Source organism: Eoetvoesiella caeni, from assembly GCF_003315175.1.
Lineage (GTDB): Bacteria > Pseudomonadota > Gammaproteobacteria > Burkholderiales > Burkholderiaceae_B > Eoetvoesia > Eoetvoesia caeni.
This window is the reverse complement of sequence record NZ_QNRQ01000001.1, coordinates 418,384-436,304: the sequence shown is the minus strand read 5'-3', so window position 1 is coordinate 436,304 and position 17,921 is coordinate 418,384. Positions and strand designations below refer to the sequence as shown.

General features: G+C 58.5%; 17 protein-coding genes, 1 other RNA gene and 1 riboswitch. Of the genes, 10 read left to right on the top strand and 8 right to left on the bottom strand.

Annotated features, from left to right (window positions below; translation table 11 throughout):
- Nucleotides 1–76: 76 nt before the first annotated feature.
- Nucleotides 77–469 carry a flagellar protein FlaG gene (locus tag DFR37_RS01975; RefSeq protein ID WP_113931562.1) on the bottom strand — a complete coding sequence of 131 codons (393 nt, stop codon included), beginning with the start codon at nucleotides 467–469 and terminating at the stop codon, nucleotides 77–79.
- Between the two features lie 268 nt (nucleotides 470–737).
- Between DFR37_RS01975 and DFR37_RS01970 the strand changes: the two genes are divergently transcribed.
- From DFR37_RS01970 to DFR37_RS01960, 3 genes are all read left to right on the top strand, one after another.
- The gene (locus DFR37_RS01970; RefSeq protein ID WP_113931561.1) at nucleotides 738–1,499 is read left to right on the top strand and encodes an RNA polymerase sigma factor FliA; all 762 of its coding nucleotides are present in this window, start codon (nucleotides 738–740) and stop codon (nucleotides 1,497–1,499) included.
- 108 nt (nucleotides 1,500–1,607) lie between these two features.
- Nucleotides 1,608–2,210 (top strand): GTP cyclohydrolase II, encoded by a 603-nt coding sequence (gene ribA, locus DFR37_RS01965; RefSeq protein WP_113931560.1) that lies wholly within the window; start codon nucleotides 1,608–1,610, stop codon nucleotides 2,208–2,210.
- A gap of 11 nt (nucleotides 2,211–2,221) precedes the next feature.
- Nucleotides 2,222–2,434, top strand: coding sequence for a hypothetical protein (locus DFR37_RS01960; protein ID WP_113931559.1), 213 nt, complete (start codon nucleotides 2,222–2,224; stop codon nucleotides 2,432–2,434).
- 19 nt (nucleotides 2,435–2,453) lie between these two features.
- On the opposite strand, the gene dbpA is transcribed toward DFR37_RS01960, so the two are convergent.
- Nucleotides 2,454–3,851, bottom strand: a complete 1,398-nt coding sequence (gene dbpA / locus DFR37_RS01955; RefSeq protein WP_113931558.1) for an ATP-dependent RNA helicase DbpA — start codon at nucleotides 3,849–3,851, stop codon at nucleotides 2,454–2,456.
- A gap of 139 nt (nucleotides 3,852–3,990) precedes the next feature.
- Nucleotides 3,991–4,884, bottom strand: coding sequence for a pirin family protein (locus DFR37_RS01950; protein ID WP_113931557.1), 894 nt, complete (start codon nucleotides 4,882–4,884; stop codon nucleotides 3,991–3,993).
- A 251-nt stretch (nucleotides 4,885–5,135) separates the two neighbouring features.
- Nucleotides 5,136–5,240: riboswitch (yybP-ykoY riboswitch) on the top strand.
- Nucleotides 5,241–5,326: 86 nt separating this feature from the next.
- Between DFR37_RS01950 and DFR37_RS01945 the strand changes: the two genes are divergently transcribed.
- Nucleotides 5,327–5,899, top strand: a complete 573-nt coding sequence (locus DFR37_RS01945; RefSeq protein WP_113931556.1) for a TMEM165/GDT1 family protein — start codon at nucleotides 5,327–5,329, stop codon at nucleotides 5,897–5,899.
- Nucleotides 5,900–5,928: 29 nt separating this feature from the next.
- Here DFR37_RS01945 and DFR37_RS01940 read toward each other — a convergent pair whose 3' ends face one another.
- Together DFR37_RS01940 and DFR37_RS01935 are read right to left on the bottom strand one after the other, a co-directional pair.
- A complete protein-coding gene (locus DFR37_RS01940; RefSeq protein ID WP_113931555.1) occupies nucleotides 5,929–7,299 on the bottom strand; it encodes an 8-oxoguanine deaminase in 1,371 nt (456 codons plus the stop codon).
- A 108-nt stretch (nucleotides 7,300–7,407) separates the two neighbouring features.
- The gene (locus DFR37_RS01935) at nucleotides 7,408–7,974 is read right to left on the bottom strand and encodes an NADPH-dependent FMN reductase (protein ID WP_113931554.1); all 567 of its coding nucleotides are present in this window, start codon (nucleotides 7,972–7,974) and stop codon (nucleotides 7,408–7,410) included.
- Between the two features lie 385 nt (nucleotides 7,975–8,359).
- On the opposite strand from DFR37_RS01935, the gene DFR37_RS01930 reads away from it, so the two are divergent.
- The 3 genes from DFR37_RS01930 to ssrA all read left to right on the top strand — a co-directional run bounded on the left by DFR37_RS01930 (nucleotide 8,360) and on the right by ssrA (nucleotide 10,391).
- The gene (locus DFR37_RS01930) at nucleotides 8,360–9,256 is read left to right on the top strand and encodes a hypothetical protein (protein WP_113931553.1); all 897 of its coding nucleotides are present in this window, start codon (nucleotides 8,360–8,362) and stop codon (nucleotides 9,254–9,256) included.
- Nucleotides 9,257–9,417: 161 nt separating this feature from the next.
- Entirely contained in the window at nucleotides 9,418–9,843 is a 426-nt protein-coding gene (locus DFR37_RS01925) for a VOC family protein (RefSeq protein WP_113931552.1), read from the top strand.
- A gap of 179 nt (nucleotides 9,844–10,022) precedes the next feature.
- Nucleotides 10,023–10,391: a transfer-messenger RNA gene (ssrA, locus tag DFR37_RS01920) on the top strand.
- A gap of 81 nt (nucleotides 10,392–10,472) precedes the next feature.
- Here the strand turns inward: ssrA and gph are convergent.
- The 3 genes from gph to ompA form a co-directional block, all read right to left on the bottom strand.
- Complete coding sequence (gene gph, locus DFR37_RS01915) at nucleotides 10,473–11,150, bottom strand: phosphoglycolate phosphatase (RefSeq protein ID WP_113931551.1); 678 nt, start codon at nucleotides 11,148–11,150, stop codon at nucleotides 10,473–10,475.
- An 8-nt stretch (nucleotides 11,151–11,158) separates the two neighbouring features.
- Complete coding sequence (gene ubiG, locus DFR37_RS01910; protein WP_113931550.1) at nucleotides 11,159–11,887, bottom strand: bifunctional 2-polyprenyl-6-hydroxyphenol methylase/3-demethylubiquinol 3-O-methyltransferase UbiG; 729 nt, start codon at nucleotides 11,885–11,887, stop codon at nucleotides 11,159–11,161.
- An 85-nt stretch (nucleotides 11,888–11,972) separates the two neighbouring features.
- On the bottom strand, nucleotides 11,973–12,551 hold the full coding sequence (ompA, locus tag DFR37_RS01905; RefSeq protein ID WP_113931549.1) for an outer membrane protein OmpA: 579 nt from the start codon (nucleotides 12,549–12,551) through the stop codon (nucleotides 11,973–11,975).
- A gap of 433 nt (nucleotides 12,552–12,984) precedes the next feature.
- Between ompA and gyrA the strand changes: the two genes are divergently transcribed.
- The 3 genes from gyrA to pheA are packed head-to-tail and all read left to right on the top strand — an operon-like array spanning nucleotide 12,985 to nucleotide 17,919.
- A complete protein-coding gene (gene gyrA, locus DFR37_RS01900) occupies nucleotides 12,985–15,714 on the top strand; it encodes a DNA gyrase subunit A (RefSeq protein ID WP_113931548.1) in 2,730 nt (909 codons plus the stop codon).
- On the top strand, nucleotides 15,714–16,841 hold the full coding sequence (serC, locus tag DFR37_RS01895) for a 3-phosphoserine/phosphohydroxythreonine transaminase (RefSeq protein WP_113931547.1): 1,128 nt from the start codon (nucleotides 15,714–15,716) through the stop codon (nucleotides 16,839–16,841). Before gyrA ends, serC begins: the two co-directional genes overlap by 1 nt.
- Nucleotides 16,834–17,919, top strand: coding sequence for a prephenate dehydratase (gene pheA / locus DFR37_RS01890; RefSeq protein WP_113931546.1), 1,086 nt, complete (start codon nucleotides 16,834–16,836; stop codon nucleotides 17,917–17,919). The genes serC and pheA overlap by 8 nt, the downstream gene beginning before the upstream one ends.
- Nucleotides 17,920–17,921: the final 2 nt, after the last annotated feature.

Here is a 17,921-nt window from a genome sequence, read left to right as displayed (position 1 = left end):
GATAAACATGCTAAAGCTACCTATTTTGTTCGTTTGCCTTGCCGTCCAGCGGCAAATGCCGCAAGCCGAACCGCGTTCAGGCCTGTGTGTCGATGCCTTTACCCTGTAACTGCACTATCATTTTCGCGACCCGCACGACCGCGTCGCTGGGAACGGTACGCAGCACTTCACCGGTTGCGCTGTCAATAATGGAAACAACAACCCGTTGGGCGTCTTCATCGACGTCGAAGCGCATTCCGGTGGACCAGGCCTGCATGCTGTTGTTCAACTCTTCCAGCGCTTTATCCAGCGGCAATTGGAAGGTGTCTTGCGGGGTTTGCTGCCTGGCGTCGTTGAAGGCATTGGCGCTTAAGGTTTCTGCCGTAGCGGTTACTTGCCGGGCCGGTTCCGGAAAGACGGCAGGTCTTTCGATTTCAGGCGGAGCCGGGTTGATGGCGCTAGACAAAGCGGAAGATATTGGGTTGACCATGAAAAAATCCCCGAGTTTCGGAAAACCAGCCGCTGACGGATAATGCAGCGCCCCCAGGTCTTGAGTAATTGGCCATGTGGCCAGCCTGCTAGGGCTCTGCTCGACAAACTGTCGAATACCTTAACGGTGTTCCAAAGGGAAACTTTAGGGTTTTTTGCGTCTAATCCGGCGAATAGGCGATAAAAGTCGGGGCAGCTTCAGTCTATCTTTTGGTTGAAACCGGGGAAAATACGTAATCTGTTCATTTTTGCGACCAAATTATTAACGCATGTCGAGTTCCGAAGACCAAATGGTCGGGCAGTACGCTCCTATGGTGCGCCGCCTGGCTTTGCAGCTTATCTCAAGGCTTCCCGCCAGTGTCGAGCTTGATGATTTGATGCAGGCGGGGCTTATGGGTTTGCTGGATGCCATCCGTCGCTACCAGAAAACGCCCGACGCTCAATTCGAGACTTATGCGGTCATGCGGATTCGCGGGTCCATGCTGGACGAACTGCGCAGCCAGGATTGGCTGCCGCGCAGCGTACGCACCAAAACCAAAGGTATCGAGCAGGCCATTCATCAATTGAGCCACCGGCTGATGCGCCCGGCCACCGAGCTTGAAATAGCCCAGGAAATGGGGCTGTCGCTGCAGGAATATCAAGAGCTGCTGGAAGATGCACGCGGCGTTCAAGTCATTCACTACGAAGATCTGGCACGCAATCACGGCGAGTCCGGCGACGGCCTGGATCATCCGCAATTGCAGTCCGAAGCACAGGGCGAATGGTCCAATCCCTTGAATGCACTGGTTTCGGACGGCTTGCGCGAAGCCCTGGTCGGCGCAATCCAAAGCTTGCCGGAACGTGAAAAAATGCTGCTTTCCCTGCAGTTCGAGCAGGATTTGAACCAAAAGGAAATCGGTGCGGTCATGGGGATTACAGAAGGGCGGGTGTCGCAGTTGCGCTCGCAGGCCGTAACCCGCATCCGCGCTATGCTGGCCAGCGACTTCTGGGACGAAAGCCCCGGCGAGTACGCCTTGCAAAACCTTTTGTAGCCTCCGAATCGTCCATTCGGGGGCCGCGAGCCGCGCGGCAGCGAAGCATCGAGGCGCCCCTTTCCGCCTCGCGTTTATAATGCAGCATTGCGGTTCTCGAGAATAAAATTGGACTACGTTACTTCCTGCAAATTGCCCACGCCCTGGGCCATGTTCCAGTTGCATGCCTTTGTCGTGCCTGAAACAGGCAAAGAACACGTCATGCTTACGTTAGGTGACCTGGACAACGGCGAACCCGTGCTTGCGCGTGTCCATTCCGAGTGCCTGACCGGCGACGGCCTGTTCAGCCAACGCTGCGACTGCGGCGCCCAACTGGAAACGGCGCTGGAAATGATCGCGGCCGAAGGGCGCGGAGCCTTGCTTTATTTACGCCAGGAAGGCCGCGGCATTGGCCTGCTGAACAAGATCCGTGCCTATAACCTGCAAGACCAGGGGGCCGATACGGTCGAGGCCAACGAACAGCTTGGCTTTCCCGCCGATCTGCGCCGCTACGACCTATGCAAGCCCATGCTGGACCACTTCGGCATTGAGCGTTTGCGCCTGATGACCAACAATCCGCGCAAAGTCGACGCATTGCGCGAACTGGGCATCGATGTAACCGAACGCATTCCATTGCAGGTCAACCGAAACCGCTATAACGAAGGCTACCTGCGCACCAAGGCCATCAAGCTGGGCCATTTGTTCAAAGGCTATCTCGTCGAAGAAGAGTAGGAGCCCAGAAAATGAACGATTGGTATATTTTGCCCAATGGCAATATCAAACATTTGGATGGACTTGAAGTCCAGCCCGAGCGCGACTGGCTGCCCACCGACGAGAGCCTGGAGGCTTATGCCGGCCGCCAGCGGGAAGCCGGCAAGACCGAGCTGCAGATCGTGCGGATGGTCATGCAGCTTGCCATGGACGGCGAGGCCTGGGTCAAGGAAAATCTGAGCTAGGGCAGGCGTTTGCCGGCAATCAAAGATACAAGTCGTTGTGCATGAAGCGCATTCTGAAACGGCGGCCTTTGATAGTGCCTTCGCTAAGCTTGTCGAATACATCATTGGCGATATGCCGGTTCAGCGCAACGAAAGTCACAAACTCGAATACCGTGATTTTGCCGATTTGCTCGAAGGCAAAGCCGGCGTCCTTGGTCAATGCGCCCACCAGGTCGCCCGGGCGCAGTTTGTCTTTTTTGCCGCCCTGTATGCACAAGGTCACCATGGGGGCCTGAACCGGGCCTTCGCCTGTCGGTTTGAGCTTGTCCAGCTTGGACCAGACGATGGGTTTGCCTTGATACGCTTCTATAAGCGCCGCCCATCGCATTTCGGCCGGCGCCACCAGGCTTAGGGCCAGTCCTTTGGCGTCGTTGCGGCCGGTGCGGCCGATGCGGTGGATATGCACTTCCGCGTCCGGTGTGATGTCCACGTTGATGACGGCATCCAGCGTCTGGATGTCCAGGCCTCGGGCGGCCACGTCGGTTGCGACCAGCACCGAACAACTTTGATTGGTAAATTGCACCAGCACATCTTCGCGCTCGCGCTGTTCCAGGTCGCCGTGCAGGGCCAGCGCCGAGAAGCCGCGCTCGCGCAGGTCCACGACCAATTCGCGCACCTGTGCCTTGGTGTTGCAAAATGCCAGGGTCGATGTGGGCCTGAAGTGTTCAAGCAGCTTGGCGACCGCGGCATTGCGGTACGCCGGGTTTATTTCATAGAAAAACTGTTCGATTTGCGAGCCGTCGTGCACGGATTCCAGCCTGACCTCGACGGGTCGATTCAGGAAGCGGGCGCTGGCCTTGCGAATATTGTCGGGATAGGTGGCCGAAAACAGCAAGGTTTGCCGGCGTATGGGGCAGGCTTTGACGATAGTGACCAAGTCATCATAGAACCCCATGTCCACCATGCGGTCGGCCTCGTCCAGCACCAGGGTTTTCAGGCCCGACAAATCCACGCTGGCGCGTTCGATGTGGTCCAGCAGGCGCCCGGGCGTTGCCACGATAATGTGGGCCCCGTGCTGCAGCGATTCGATCTGCGGCCGGATGGGGGCGCCGCCGCATAGCGTCAGAATCTTGATGTTGTCCGCGGCCCGCGCCAGGCGGCGCAATTCGGTTGCTACCTGTTCGGCAAGCTCGCGCGTAGGGCAGAGCACCAGGGCCTGCGTGCCGAACCAGGCTTGTTTGAGCGTATGCAGGATGCCCAGCCCGAACGCGGCGGTTTTGCCGCTGCCGGTCTTGCCCTGGGCTATGACGTCCTTGCCTTGCAGTATCAAGGGCAGGCTCTGGGCCTGTATGGGCGTCATGCTGCGATATTCCAGCCGCTCGAGGTTTTCGAGCAGGGCGGGAGACAGGGGCAGGCTGGAGAAAGTAGAAGAGGTCACAGTGCGGCAAGGCCAACGTTTGAGGAGAAGGCCAATTCTAACAGGCCGGCTGCCCGCTACTTGCACGTCGCCGCATATTGGGGATTCCAAGGGACGACCGGGTTTGCCGGGCCGCCCTTGGATTAGCCTTGATGGCGTGTTATTGCGATTTCCCGAATAGGCCGGCCTGGAAGTCGCTGACCGCTTCAACCAGTTCCTGCTGGGTATTCATGACGAAAGGTCCGTACTGGGCGATAGGTTCGCGCAGCGGCAGGCCGGCAATCAGCAGCACGCGCGCCGAGCCCTGGCTTTCCAGGACGACGCCGTCGGCTTTGGGGTCGTTGCGCAAAATGGCCATCGTATGTTCCGGCACCGTTTGCCCTTCAATGCTGGCGCTGCCCTGGTACACATAAACAAATGCATTGGCGGCCGCCGGCAGCGTTTGGCTGAAGCTGCCCGCGGAGTCGAAATGCAGGTCGAGGTAGAGCGGTTCGGTGGTGGCGCGCTGCATGGCTCCGTCCAGCCCGTGGCTGCGGCCGGCAATGACGCGCGCCTTGACGCCGTTGTCCAAGCGCAATTCGGGAATGGAATCGTTCTGGAAGTCGTGATAGCCCGGGGCCGTCATTTTGTCTTTGGCGGGCAAGTTAAGCCATAACTGAAAGCCTTCCATGCGGCCTTCTTCCTGCTCGGGCAATTCCGAGTGCACGACACCCCGGCCGGCTGTCATCCATTGCACGCCGCCGTTTTGCAGGATGCCTTCGTGGCCGTAGCTATCGTTATGGCGCATGCGCCCTGAAATCATATAGGTAACGGTTTCGAAGCCCCGATGCGGATGGTTCGGAAAGCCGGCAATATAGTCGTCGGGATCGTCGCTGCCGAAAGCGTCCAGCATAAGATAAGGATCCAGCCGCTGCTGTAAATCGTGTGTCAGTACGCGGGTAAGCTTTACGCCGGCGCCGTCGGAAGTCGGCACGCCCTTTACCAGGCGTTCGATGCCGCGAGGCTGCGTAACGGTTTCGGGCGTATAAGCGGTTGTGTTTTGTACAGTGCTCATGGTGAGGCCTCGCAAGTATGATGGGCCTGGCATCAGGCGCCGAAATTGACCTTGCGCACCGGACAGGCAGGACGCTGGGTTTTGATGAATCCATTATAAGTACTCGGCGCGGCGTCGGTAAGCCGTCCCGGTGCGCCACAGCGTTCTGTTTTTGCGGCCTATGCCGCGCGACCCTTCCGCGGGCGCCGCAGCACCGAGCGCAGGGGGGCTTTAGCGCGGCATTCGACGCGTCGGCGGCCATCCTGTACAATCACGCCGTCATTAGGGAGTAGCTTCGCCCCGCAACGGGGCGGCTTGCATCAACATACTTGGCATTGTCCATGGTGCAAGCGGCGCGGCAATAGCCGTATGTGCTTAGCAAGACTTTTGGCCATAAGGTGTCCGACGCTGGCGGGACCCTCATGGTCAATCGTGTCCGCCAGCACACTAGGTACTCCAATCCATGGAAGCTTTTCTCGTTTCAACAGGCGTTGTTGCGCTGGCGGAAATCGGCGATAAAACGCAATTGCTGGCCTTCATTCTTGCCGCCCGTTTCAAGAAACCCGTGCCCATCGTCCTGGGCATACTTTGCGCCACTTTGGTCAATCATGGCCTGGCGGGTGCATTGGGCACCTGGATCACGTCGGTCTTGAATCCGGAAGTGCTGCGCTGGGTATTGGGCCTGTCGTTTCTGGGAATGGCCGCATGGACCTTGATTCCCGACAAAATGGAGGACGACGAGGCGCAACTGGGCCGGCGTCTTGGGGTGTTCGGCGCAACCTTTATTACGTTTTTCCTGGCGGAAATGGGCGACAAGACGCAGATCGCCACCATCGCCCTGGCGGCCAACTACATGGCGCCTTACTTGGTGATTGCCGGAACGACGCTGGGTATGTTGATAGCGGATGTGCCGGCGGTGTTCGTAGGCAACAAGTTTGCCGCGCGCATTCCCATGAAGCTGGTGCACACGATGGCTGCCGCCATTTTTGCAATTATGGGACTGCTGGTTCTGTTCAAGGTGGAGCAACTGTTCTAGGCCGCCACGCACGTGCGCCGCGGCAAAGCTTAATGCACTTGTGCCAGTTCGTAAGCCAGGCGGTTGTGGCGCTCGCACAGCAGCGCGGTGTCGAGTGTTGTAAGCCGGCCTTCCCGAACCACCACGCGGCCGTTGATCAGGCTGTAGGCCACGTTGGACGGGGTGCAGAACACCAGCGCGGCCACCGGGTCGTGCAGCGCGCCGGCAAAGCCGATTTGCCGCATGTCGAATAGTGCGATATCGGCGGCCATGCCGGGCTTCAAGGCGCCTATATCGTCGCGGCCAAGCACCTGGGCTCCGCCCAGCGTGGCAATTTCGAGCGCCTGGCGCGCGCTGAGGGCCGCCGGGCCCAGGCTGTCCCAATGCGCAACCCGCTGCAGCAGCATGGCCTGGCGCACTTCGCCCAGCATATGGCCGCCATCGTTCGATGCAGAACCGTCCACGCCCAGCCCCACCGGCACCTGCGAGTCCAGCATCTTGCGCACCGGCGCTATGCCGGACGCCAGCCGCATGTTCGAGCACGGACAATGGGCGACACCGGTACGAGTGCGGCCGAAGACCTCTATACCGGCATCGTCCAGCTGCACGCAATGCGCATGCCATACGTCATGGCCGATCCAGCCGCAATCCTCGGCATACTGGGCCGGCGTCATATTGAATTTTTCGCGGCTATAGGCTACGTCGTTGGTGTTTTCCGCCAGATGGGTATGCATCGACACCTTGAAGCTGCGCGCCAGCACCGCCGATTCGCGCATAAGATCGCGCGAGACCGAAAACGGCGAACACGGCGCCACTACGATGCGCTGCATCGCATAGGGCTGTGCATCGTGATAGCGTTCTATCAAGCGCTGCGTATCTTTCAGAATGGCGGCTTCGTCTTCCACCACGCTATCGGGCGGCAGCCCGCCTTTGGACTGGCCCACGCTCATTGAGCCGCGCGCGGCGTGAAACCGCATGCCGATTTCCTGCGCGGCTTCGATACTGTGGTCGAGCGTGCAGCCATTGGGATAAATATAAAGATGGTCGCTGCTGGTAGTGCAGCCCGACAGCATCAGTTCGGCCATTGCCGTCTGCGTCGAGACCCCGACCATCTCGGGCGTCAACCCCGCCCACACGGGGTAAAGATTGGTGAGCCAATGAAAGAGCTCCCCGTCCTGCGCGGCGGGCAGCGCACGGGTCAGGGTCTGGTACATGTGGTGATGCGTGTTGATCAGGCCGGGTATAGCCACATGGCCGCTCGCATCGATGACTTCGTCGGCCGTTTGGGGAAGCTCATTGCCGGGGCCGACCTGCTCGATGACATTGCCGCGAATGAAGATGGAGCCTTGCGCAATCTCACGTCGTTGATCGTCCATGGTGACGACTATATCGGCATTGCGGATAAGCAGGGTTTTCGTCATGCGCAGCTTCTTGTGTTTATTCCGGACGCGGGCACGCGCCGGCTGATAAATAAAGGCGTCTGGTCTTCAAACAGCTTGCCCCTGCACAAAAAGGGGCAAGCTGCTTTTTTATGCGCGCATGGTCTTTAGCGGGCCGGTCCAGCGATGCAGTTCGTCCAGCATGGTGCGGGCCGAAGTGTCGATGAGGTCGTTGGACTTGAATTTGCGGTTTTCGTCCAGAAGCGTGGCAACCATGGGGATGGCGACGCCTTCGACCATGGGCATCATCTTCAGTGTGGTGACCAATTGCTTTTCCATTTGCACAGCGCGCAGGCCGCCTGAAACCCCGCCATAGCTTACAAAGCCGCAAGGTTTGTAATTCCATTCCTTGTAGACGTAGTTCAGTGCGTTGACGAAAGCGGGAGGAGGGTTGTAGTTGTATTCGGGCGTGACAAAAACATAGGCGTCCGCCGCGGCCACGCTGGCGCTCCATTTTTTGGTGTGGTCTTTTTCGTATTTTTGCATTACGGGATGGACCGGCTCATCGTACAAAGGCAGATTGAATTCCGCGAGGTCGACGAGGGTTGTTTCGAACTTGCCGTGCTGGGCGGCAAAGTTTTCGAACCACTGGGCGACGGAAGGCCCGACACGGCCGGGCCGGGTACTGCAGATAATCACATGAAGCTTGAACGCCATTTTCTACATCTCCAGATATAACGGGAAGCAAGCCGCCAGGCTATCGAAATGGCTGAACGGTTGCGGTGTTGGGCAGAGCAACGATGACGGAAGTCAGCGTGCTTGGATGGTAGCTTGAATTCGTTTCCAGATCAAAATCAATGTGGGCCCGTTGTGCCGTGCCGTTGCGAATGGGATCAATAAGCTGCGTTATGCGTGCGGGATGGGCATGCTGCTTGCTTTGGCCTTGGCGGGGCCGTGGTTCCCCCAATAAAAGGAGAAAACATATGCGATCCATTCTGCTGTGGCTGTTGGGCGTTCCTATCCCGATAATTATTTTGCTTGCGTTGTTCTGGCATTGACTCTTTGCCTGGCAAAGAGCGGTCAATCACTGAAAGGATATGTCATGCAAAGAACTGAACCGATTCCCGCGTATGCGCAAAGCCCGGATATTCTGGTGGGACCCGCACATTCCGCGGTATCCTGGGGCGCTGTAATAGCCGGCGCCGTCATAGCGGCGGCCCTGACGGCCACCTTGATAATCGGAGGCACCGGCCTGGGATTTCTTGCGGTGTCGCCTTGGCATAGCGAGGGCGCCTCTGGCACCGCGTTCGCCGTTGGCACCCTTGTTTGGCTGTTTGTGACGCAACTTATCGCCTATGGCATTGCGGGATATGTGGCGGGAAGGCTAAGGACGAAATGGACGGATGCAAGAGGCGATGAGATCTACTTCCGGGACACAGCCCACGGCTTTCTGGTCTGGGCGCTGAGTGCCGTGGTAAGCCTGGTCTTGTTGGGAACCACAGCGGCTTCGGTTGTTTCGGGCGCGTCGCAGGCCGGCGCCTCGCTGGCGGGATCCGGGGCGGGGGCGATCAGCGCGGTGGCGGGTCAAGCCGCGGGGGGCGGCGAAAGGTCCGCGATGGATTATCTCACCGACACCATGCTGCGTCCGGCCGACCCCGCCCAGGCGGTCGGCCAGGGAGACGTTCGCCCCGAGGTCAATCGCATTCTGGCCAGGAGCGTGGCACAAGGAAAGTTGTCCCCCGAAGACCAGTCGTATCTGGTGAAACTTATTTCCGCATGTGCGGGCATCCCCGAAGTCGAAGCTCAGCGGCGCTTGAGCCAGGTTACTGCCCAGGCAGTCGAGTCGGCGCAGGATCTTAAGAAAAACGCCAAGGAAGCGGCGGATGCGGCACGCAAGGCGGCCGCTGCGTTTTCCCTTTGGGCATTCGCCTCGCTTTTGTTCGGCGCGTTCATAGCCAGTTTTGCCGCCACCATCGGAGGCCGGGCCAGGGACCTGTAGAACCGTGGTCCGGGCTTGCCTGGCAGCCATGTTTCGTTACACAAACATGGCTGTTTTTTTCATGGTAAATATGGATTTCGCTTCTTGCTTATTGTTAATATGTGTACGCCGTACACAAGGAAATGACATGGTTGTGTTTTCTCATTAAGCAAGGAAATATCATGCAAGTCTTCTCTTATTTGTTCCTGGATGGCAAAGCCGACCAGGCCATCGAGTTCTACCGCCAAGCAATCGGCGCGAAGGTCGAGGCGCTTATGCGCTTCAAAGAATCCCCGGAACCGCCGCCGCAGCGCGAAGGCCAGCCCGACAATTCTGAAAAAGTCATGCACGCCAGCCTGAAGATCGGCGATACCACCCTGTTTCTGTCCGACGGCGAGTGCGCGGGCAAAGCCAAGTTCGAGGGCTTCGGGTTGGCCCTGACGACGCGCGACGAGATCGAGGCCAAAAAAATGTTTTCGGCCTTGTCCGAGGGTGGCCAGGTTCGAATGCCATTGGCGAAAACGTTTTTCTCGCCCAGCTTCGGCATGGTGGCCGATCGCTTCGGTGTCTTGTGGATGGTGATGGCCGAGAGCAAAGGCGCGTCTTAGGCGGCTTCTGCCGTTGTCGGCAAGTTCTGTGGCTTCGCGACATGTGCAAAGGCACGACGCTGGCGGTTTTTCGTAAAACGGGCTGTTTTCGGAAAAATTTGGCCGTTCTGCTCCAGGCCCGGGAACTAAATGCGGTAACGCCACTCCAACCTAGTAATGTAAGGTACACTTGCATTACTGGGGTCGATCCGGTTTCGACGTGGGTCGCGAAACAGAGCAGGGCATGCCGAGCGCCAGTGAGCTCGTAAATCCAACTGGAAACAATACAAACGCCAACGACGAGCGTTTCGCTTTAGCCGCTTAATGCGGTAAGCCGTTGCACTGATTTGTCTTTGGGTCAGGTAGGGTAAAACCTACAGCAACGTCACTTACAAAGAATCGGGGTTGGTTGGGTCACTCAGCCAATTCTTAAATTAATGTGAATCGCCAAGGAAGGGCCTGTTGGTTGGCACGCACCGAGGTTAAAACTTTAAAATTAACCGACTAAGCATGTAGAACTGCCTGCAGAGGGCTTGCGGACGGGGGTTCAATTCCCCCCGACTCCACCAGCTAACACTACGCTACACTATGTAGCACTAGACGGGGCCAGACGAAAATCTGGCCCTTTTTAGTGTCTGGTGGTGTAGCAGTCAGGCCGGAGCGCAGTCCACCGGCAAAAGCCGCTGTACCGCATGCCAGATTTCGGCAGGGGTACGCGCGATGGCGTCGGCTTGCCACGAGCTGACTTCGCCCAGGCCGCAATAGCCATAGGCGGCAGCTATGGTGGGCATGCCGGCGGCTTTGCCGGCGATGACGTCGCGTTCGTCGTCCCCTACGTAAATGCATTGCTCGGGCGTAAAACCGGCCTTATCGGCGGCGTACAGCAGGGGGGCGGGATGCGGCTTGGGATGGCTTGCGGTGTCTCCGCCTACTGTTACCGTGCAGTCGGCGGCCAGGCCCAGATGTTGCACGATCGGCAAGGCCAGGTATTCGACCTTGTTGGTGACAATGCCCCACCGGTAGCCATTTTGCCTTAGTGTGGCCAGCAACTGCGGAATACCGTCGAACAGGACGGTCAGCGAGGTCATGTCTTGTTCGTAATCATCGAGAAACTGCCGTTTCAGCACTTCGTATTCGGGATGGCCGGGGTCGATGTCCAGCCCAGCCTTGAGCAGCCCGCGCGCACCTTGCGAGGCCATGGGCCGCAAAGTTTCGTAGGGCAGGGGCGCAAGCCCCTTGCGGGCGCGGGCCTTGTTGGCTGCCGCAGCCAGGTCGGGGGCGGTGTCGGCCAGGGTGCCGTCGAAATCGAACAGTACTAGTTTGCTCATGGTATATATCAGGCTTCGCGCCGGGTGGCGACGAGGTAGTTGACCGAGGTATCGCGGGAAAGCTTGTAAATGTCGGTGATGGGGTTGTATTCCATGCCGGCCAGTTCGGTCAGGCTTAGGCCTGCGCGCCGCGCCGCAGCGGCCAGTTCGCTGGGCTTGATGAAATTTTCGTAGCTGTGGGTGCCGCGCGGCAGCAGGCGCAGCAGGTATTCGGCGCCGACGATCGCGAACAAGAAAGACTTTGGGTTGCGGTTAAGTGTGGAGAAGAACACGTGACCGCCCGGTTTGACCAATTGGCTGCATGCCTGGACGATGGAGCCGGGATCGGGAACGTGCTCCAGCATTTCCATGCATGTTACGACGTCGAATTGGCTAGGCTGCTCGGTGGCGAACTGTTCGGCGCTGACCGCGCGGTAATCGACCTTGACGCCCGATTCCAGGCTGTGGAGCTTGGCGATCGTGAGGGATCTTTCGGCCAGGTCGATGCCGGTGACGTCCGCGCCCGCCTGCGCCATGCTTTCAGACAGAATGCCGCCGCCGCAGCCTACATCAAGGACCCTCTTGCCCAATAACGGGCCGGCATGCTGCAAGATCCAGTTCAGTCTTAGCGGGTTGATGGCATGCAGCGGCTTGAATTCGCTTTCAGGATCCCACCAGCGCGAGGCGAGGGCGCTGAATTTGTCCAATTCGGCCTGGTCGACGTTCGCAGAAGGGGCGGAGGAGGTAGTTGCTGTCATAAGGGGCCTGCTGAAATGAATAAGGGCCCCGCTATGCGGGGCCCTTTATTGTAGCCGTTGCGGCAACAAATATTACCCGAAGGTATTATTTGCGAACGCCAACGATTTCGATCTCGACGCGGCGATTTTTAGCACGGCCTTCGCGAGTCTTGTTGCTGGCGATGGGTTGTGCTTCGCCCTTGCCTTCAACATAGATACGGTTGGGGTCCATGCCTTTTTGCACCAAGTATGCCTTGACGGCATTGGCGCGGCGCTGCGAGAGCTTCAGGTTGTAAGCATCAGTACCGATGGAGTCGGTATGGCCGGTAGCGATCAGGGTTTCGAGGTTGATCGAACCAGCTTGCTGAGCAACTTGGTCGAGAACCTGGCGGCCTTCAGGCTTGATGGTGGACTTGTCGAAGTCGAAGAACGTATCTGCATTCAGGACGACTTTAGTGGACGTAGGTGCGACCACATTGTTTTGAGCGACTGGCACGCCGTCGCAGCCGGCGATGCCGGTTGCAGGGGTCCAGAAGCTGTCGCGCCAGCATAGTTCGTTGGTACCGTTTTTCCAAACGTGACCGTCCGAATTTTGCCAATTATCGACTGTTTGCGCAGATACTGCACCCGAAGCCGAGAAGGCTGCAATGGCGAGCGCTAATGCGATTTTGGAGGGTTTGTTCATGTTTCTCCTCATTGAGCTTAATGCTGGTAAGTGATCGCAGCGAACCTCCGCCGCACATATAAAAATAAAGAAAACCAAAACGTAACCAGTATAGCAACGCAGTGTGTTCAAACAAAGAATTGCACTGTATATCATTCGTTGTTAGGGCAAATCTTACGGCATTTCCGCTGGCTAAGCTAAGCCCGTTTTACGTCTGGTAGCCAGATAGACGGAATTCTACCGTAACTTTTGCATTAATGTTGGATTTAGGCAACAGGGGCTACTACTTAATGTGGTTTCTCACCTCGCATAAGCAAAAGTGCGGTTTTGCGCTGTCCGGATGCGTCCAGGTCTTTTAGTGGGGCTGTCTTATATGTGCCGAAGGGGGAAGTGCTAGAATTTCCTATTCGCCCGCTAGCGGTCACCATCACGATTTTACCTTTTAGATACTTCTATGGATTCCTTCGCCAAGGAGACCCTTCCAATTTCGTTGGAAGAGGAAATGCGCCGCAGTTATCTCGACTACGCCATGAGCGTGATTGTCGGGCGCGCTTTGCCGGATGTACGCGATGGCCTCAAGCCAGTGCACCGCCGCGTTCTATTCGCCATGCACGAACTGAACAACGACTGGAACCGCGCTTATAAGAAATCGGCGCGTATCGTCGGTGACGTTATCGGTAAGTACCACCCTCATGGCGACTCTGCTGTCTATGACACCATAGTTCGCATGGCGCAGGATTTTTCCCTGCGCTATATGTTGGTCGACGGGCAGGGCAACTTCGGTTCGGTCGACGGAGATAGCGCGGCAGCCATGCGTTATACCGAAATCCGCCTGGCCAAGATCGCTCATGAGCTGTTGGCCGATATCGACCAGGAAACCGTCGATTTCGGGCCCAACTATGACGGCAGCGAGCAAGAACCGCTATTGTTGCCTGCGCGTCTGCCCAATCTGCTGGTCAACGGCAGCTCGGGCATTGCCGTGGGTATGGCAACGAATATTCCCCCGCACAACCTCGCCGAAGTCATCGACGGCTGCCTGTTCTGCTTGCGCAACCCGGATTGCAGCGTCGACGAGCTGATAGAAATCATTCCGGCCCCCGACTTCCCCACCGGGGGAATCATTTACGGCATGTCCGGGGTACGCGAGGGCTACCGCACCGGGCGCGGGCGCGTCATCATGCGCGCCAAGACCCACTTCGAAGACATGGAGAAAGGCAATCGGCAGTCCATCGTCGTCGACGCCATTCCTTATCAAGTCAACAAAAAGTCGTTGCAAGAGCGCATTGCCGAGCTGGTCAACGAGAAGAAAATAGAAGGCATTTCCGATATCCGCGACGAGTCCGACAAGGACGGTATGCGCCTGGTTATCGAACTGAAGCGCGGCGAAGTGCCCGAAGTGGTCCTGAACAACCTGTATAAGAATACGCAGTTGCAGGATACTTTCGGGATGAACCTGGTTGCGCTGGTCGACGGCCAGCCCCGTTTGCTCAATCTTAAGCAAATGGTCGAATACTTCCTGCTGCACCGTCGTGAAGTCGTTACGCGCCGCACGGTGTTCCAGCTGCGCAAAGCGCGCGAGCGCGGTCATGTGCTTGAAGGCCTGGCCGTGGCGCTGGCCAATATCGATGAGTTCATCGCCATTATCAAGGCTGCGCCCACGCCACCCGTGGCGCGCCAGGACTTGATGGCGCGCACGTGGGATTCGTCCCTGGTGCGCGAGATGCTGGACCGTGCCGAAGGCGGCACGCCGGGCGGGCGGGCGGCGTATCGCCCCGATGGGTTGACCGAGGACTTCGGCCTGCAAAACGACGGCATGTATCGCTTGAGCGATGTCCAGGCGCAGGAAATCCTGAACATGCGCCTGCAACGCCTGACCGGTCTTGAGCAAGACAAGATTGTCGGCGAATATAAAGACATTATGTCCACCATTGCCGACCTGCTTGATATCCTGGCCCGGCCCGAGCGCGTCACCACGATCATCGGCGACGAGCTGATCGCCATCAAGACTGAATTCTCGACCAATGCCAAAGATACCCGGCGCGCCGAGATCGAATACAACGCCACCGAGCTTGATACCGAAGACCTCATCACCCCCATGGATATGGTGGTGACCCTGTCGCAGAGCGGCTATATCAAGAGCCAGCCGCTTTCCGAGTACCGGGCGCAGAAACGCGGTGGGCGCGGCAAGCAGGCCACGGCAATGAAGGAAAACGATTGGGTCGACCAGTTGTTCATTGCCAATACGCACGACTTCCTGTTGTGTTTCTCCGACCACGGCCGCGTGTATTGGCTGAAGGTCTGGGAAGTGCCGCAAGGTTCGCGCAATTCTCGCGGCCGCCCCATCGTCAACATGTTCCCCTTGGTCGACGGCGAAAAAATTACCGTCGTGCTGAATGTCAAAGAGTTCAGCGAAGATCATTATGTCTTCATGGCGACATCGCGCGGCACGGTTAAAAAGACACCGCTCTCCGACTTTTCCAATCCGCGCAAGGCGGGCATTATTGCCGTTGCCCTGGATGACGGCGACTACCTCATCGGCGCCGACCTTACCGATGGCGAACACGACGTCATGCTGTTCTCCGATTCGGGCAAGGCTGTGCGCTTCGACGAAAACGATGTGCGCCCAATGGGCCGTACGGCTCGCGGCGTGCGCGGCATGATGCTGGAAGAAGGGCAGGCCGTCATTTCCCTGCTGGTGGCCGAAGATGAAACGCAAAGCGTGCTGACAGCCACTGAAAACGGCTTTGGCAAACGCACCTCCATACTCGAGTACACACGCCATGGCCGCGGCACCAAAGGCATGATCGCCATCCAGACCAGCGCCCGCAACGGCAAGGTGGTTGGCGCCGTGCTGGTCAGGCCGTCCGACGAAATCATGCTCATCACCACGGGTGGCGTGCTGGTTCGCACCCGCGTTTCTGAAATCCGCGAAATGGGCCGGGCAACCCAGGGCGTGACCCTCATCAACGTTGACGAAAACACCCTGCTGTCGGGCGTACGCCGCGTGGCGGAAAGCGACGTCGATGACGATGACGAAGCATCTGAGGCCAATGGCGACGATGCTGCCGTGGATTCCGGCTTGAACGCCGCGGGCTCCGCCGGCAGCGATTCCGACGGCACCGGTCCTGAAGACGGCGATGCCAATGATGCCGATTCGGGCGAGGATGCAGGAGACGACGAGTAATGCGTCCGTGGAATTTTTCGGCAGGTCCGTCGGCCATGCCCCTGGAAGTGCTGCAAACGGCTGCCGCCGAAATGAGCGATTGGCACGGCAGCGGCATGTCGGTCATGGAAATGAGCCATCGCGGCAAGCAGTTCATACAGATCCATGCCGAAGCCGAAGCCGATCTACGCGAATTGCTGGGCGTGCCCGACGATTTTGCCGTGTTGTTCATGCAGGGCGGGGGCATAGGCGAGAACGCCATTCTGCCTTTGAACCTGATTGGCCGCGGCGGCGCGGGCAAGGCCGATTACGTGCTTTCGGGTTCGTGGTCGAACAAGTCGTATAAAGAGGCAAGGCGCTACGGCGACGTGGCCATCGCGGCAAGCAGCGGCGACTCCTGGGAAGCCGGCGAGGCCGAGCAAGGACCCTGGACCTGGTTTCCAGACCCGGCTATCTGGAAGGTTCGTCCTGATGCGTCGTATGTGCATTTTTGCAGCAACGAAACCATCGACGGAGTGGAATTTACCGACTGGCCCGATCTGGCCGAACTGGGTGCGCCCAATGCGGCGCTTACCGTGGATGCGTCTTCGCACATTCTGTCGCGGCCCATCGACTTTTCCAGGACGGGCCTGGTGTTCGCGGGCGCCCAGAAAAATGCCGGGCCGGCGGGCGTGACGCTGGTTTTCGTGCGCCGCGACCTTATCGGCCATGCATTGCCGATATGCCCCTCTGCATTTGACTACAGCAATGTGGCGGCGGCGGACTCCATGTTCAACACGCCGCCAACCTACGCCATTTACATGGCGGGCCTGGTATTCAAGTGGCTTAAGAAACAGGGCGGCATCGCAGCCATGGAAAAGGCCAACGCGGCCAAGGCCCAGGCCTTGTACAGCTACCTGGACAGCAGCGGCTTCTATGCAAATCGGGTCCATGCTGATGTGCGCTCGCGCATGAATGTGCCGTTTTTTCTGGCCGACGAAGGGCTGAATGCCGAATTCCTGAAGCAGGCCGACCAGGCCGGCCTTTTACAGCTTAAAGGGCATAAAAGCGTTGGAGGCATGCGTGCCTCCATATACAACGCCATGCCCATCGACGGTGTGAACGCCTTGATAGCGTTCATGCAGGAATTTGAACGCCGCCATGGATAATTCACTTCAAAACCAGTTATTGCCTCTGCGCGAGCGGATCGATGCTTTGGACGAGCAAATTCTTGCCTTGTTGAACCAGCGCGCGCAAGCGGCGCTGGACGTTGGCAAGGTTAAGCAAGAATTCGATGCCGGCGGTCCCATCCTCAAGCCCGAGCGCGAAGCCAGCATTATTCGCCGGCTGCAGGGTGCCAACCAGGGCCCATTTCCATCGCAAGCCATCGATGCCGTCTGGACCCAGATAATTTCCGCGTGCCGCGGCCTGGAAAGCGTACTGACCGTGGCCTATCTGGGACCGCAAGGCTCGTTTTCCGAACAGGCGGCGCTTGAACAGTTCGGCAATTCGGTCGAAAAGCTGCGCTGCGCTTCGTTCGACGAAGTGTTCCGCGCCGTCGAGGCCGGCCAGGCCCAGGTCGGCATGGTGCCGGTCGAAAACTCCACCGAAGGCGCGGTCAACCGCACGCTCGATCTACTGCTTAATTCGCCCTTGAAGGTGCTGGGCGAGCGTTCTTTAAGCATTCATCATTGCCTGATGACCCAGTCGGGCAATATGCAGGGCGTTACCCGCGTGATGGCGCATCCGCAGGCGTTGGCGCAGTGCCAAAGCTGGCTGACGCTGCACCATCCCGGTTTAATCCGCGATGCGGCGTCCAGCAATGCCGAAGCGGCGCGTATTGCGGCCGAGGACCCCACAGTTGCCGCGATTGCGGGTGCGATGGCGGCCGAGGCCTGGGGCCTGGGCCTTGTCGCTTCGGGGATCCAGGACGACCCTCAAAACCGTACACGCTTTCTGGCCGTGGGCGCTATCGACACCCTGCCTACCGGGCATGACAAGACCAGCGTGATCCTGGCCGTGCCCAATCGCGCCGGCGCGGTCTACGACATGCTTGCCCCGCTGGCCGATAACGGCGTGTCCATGACGCGGCTGGAGTCGCGCCCGGCTCGTACCGGACAGTGGGAATATTATTTTTACGTCGACTTGCTCGGCCATCGCAACGACCCTGCCGTAACCAAGGCCCTGGCGGACTTGAAGCGGCGTGCGGCCTTCTTTAAAGAGCTAGGCTCTTATCCCATCCAGTAAGG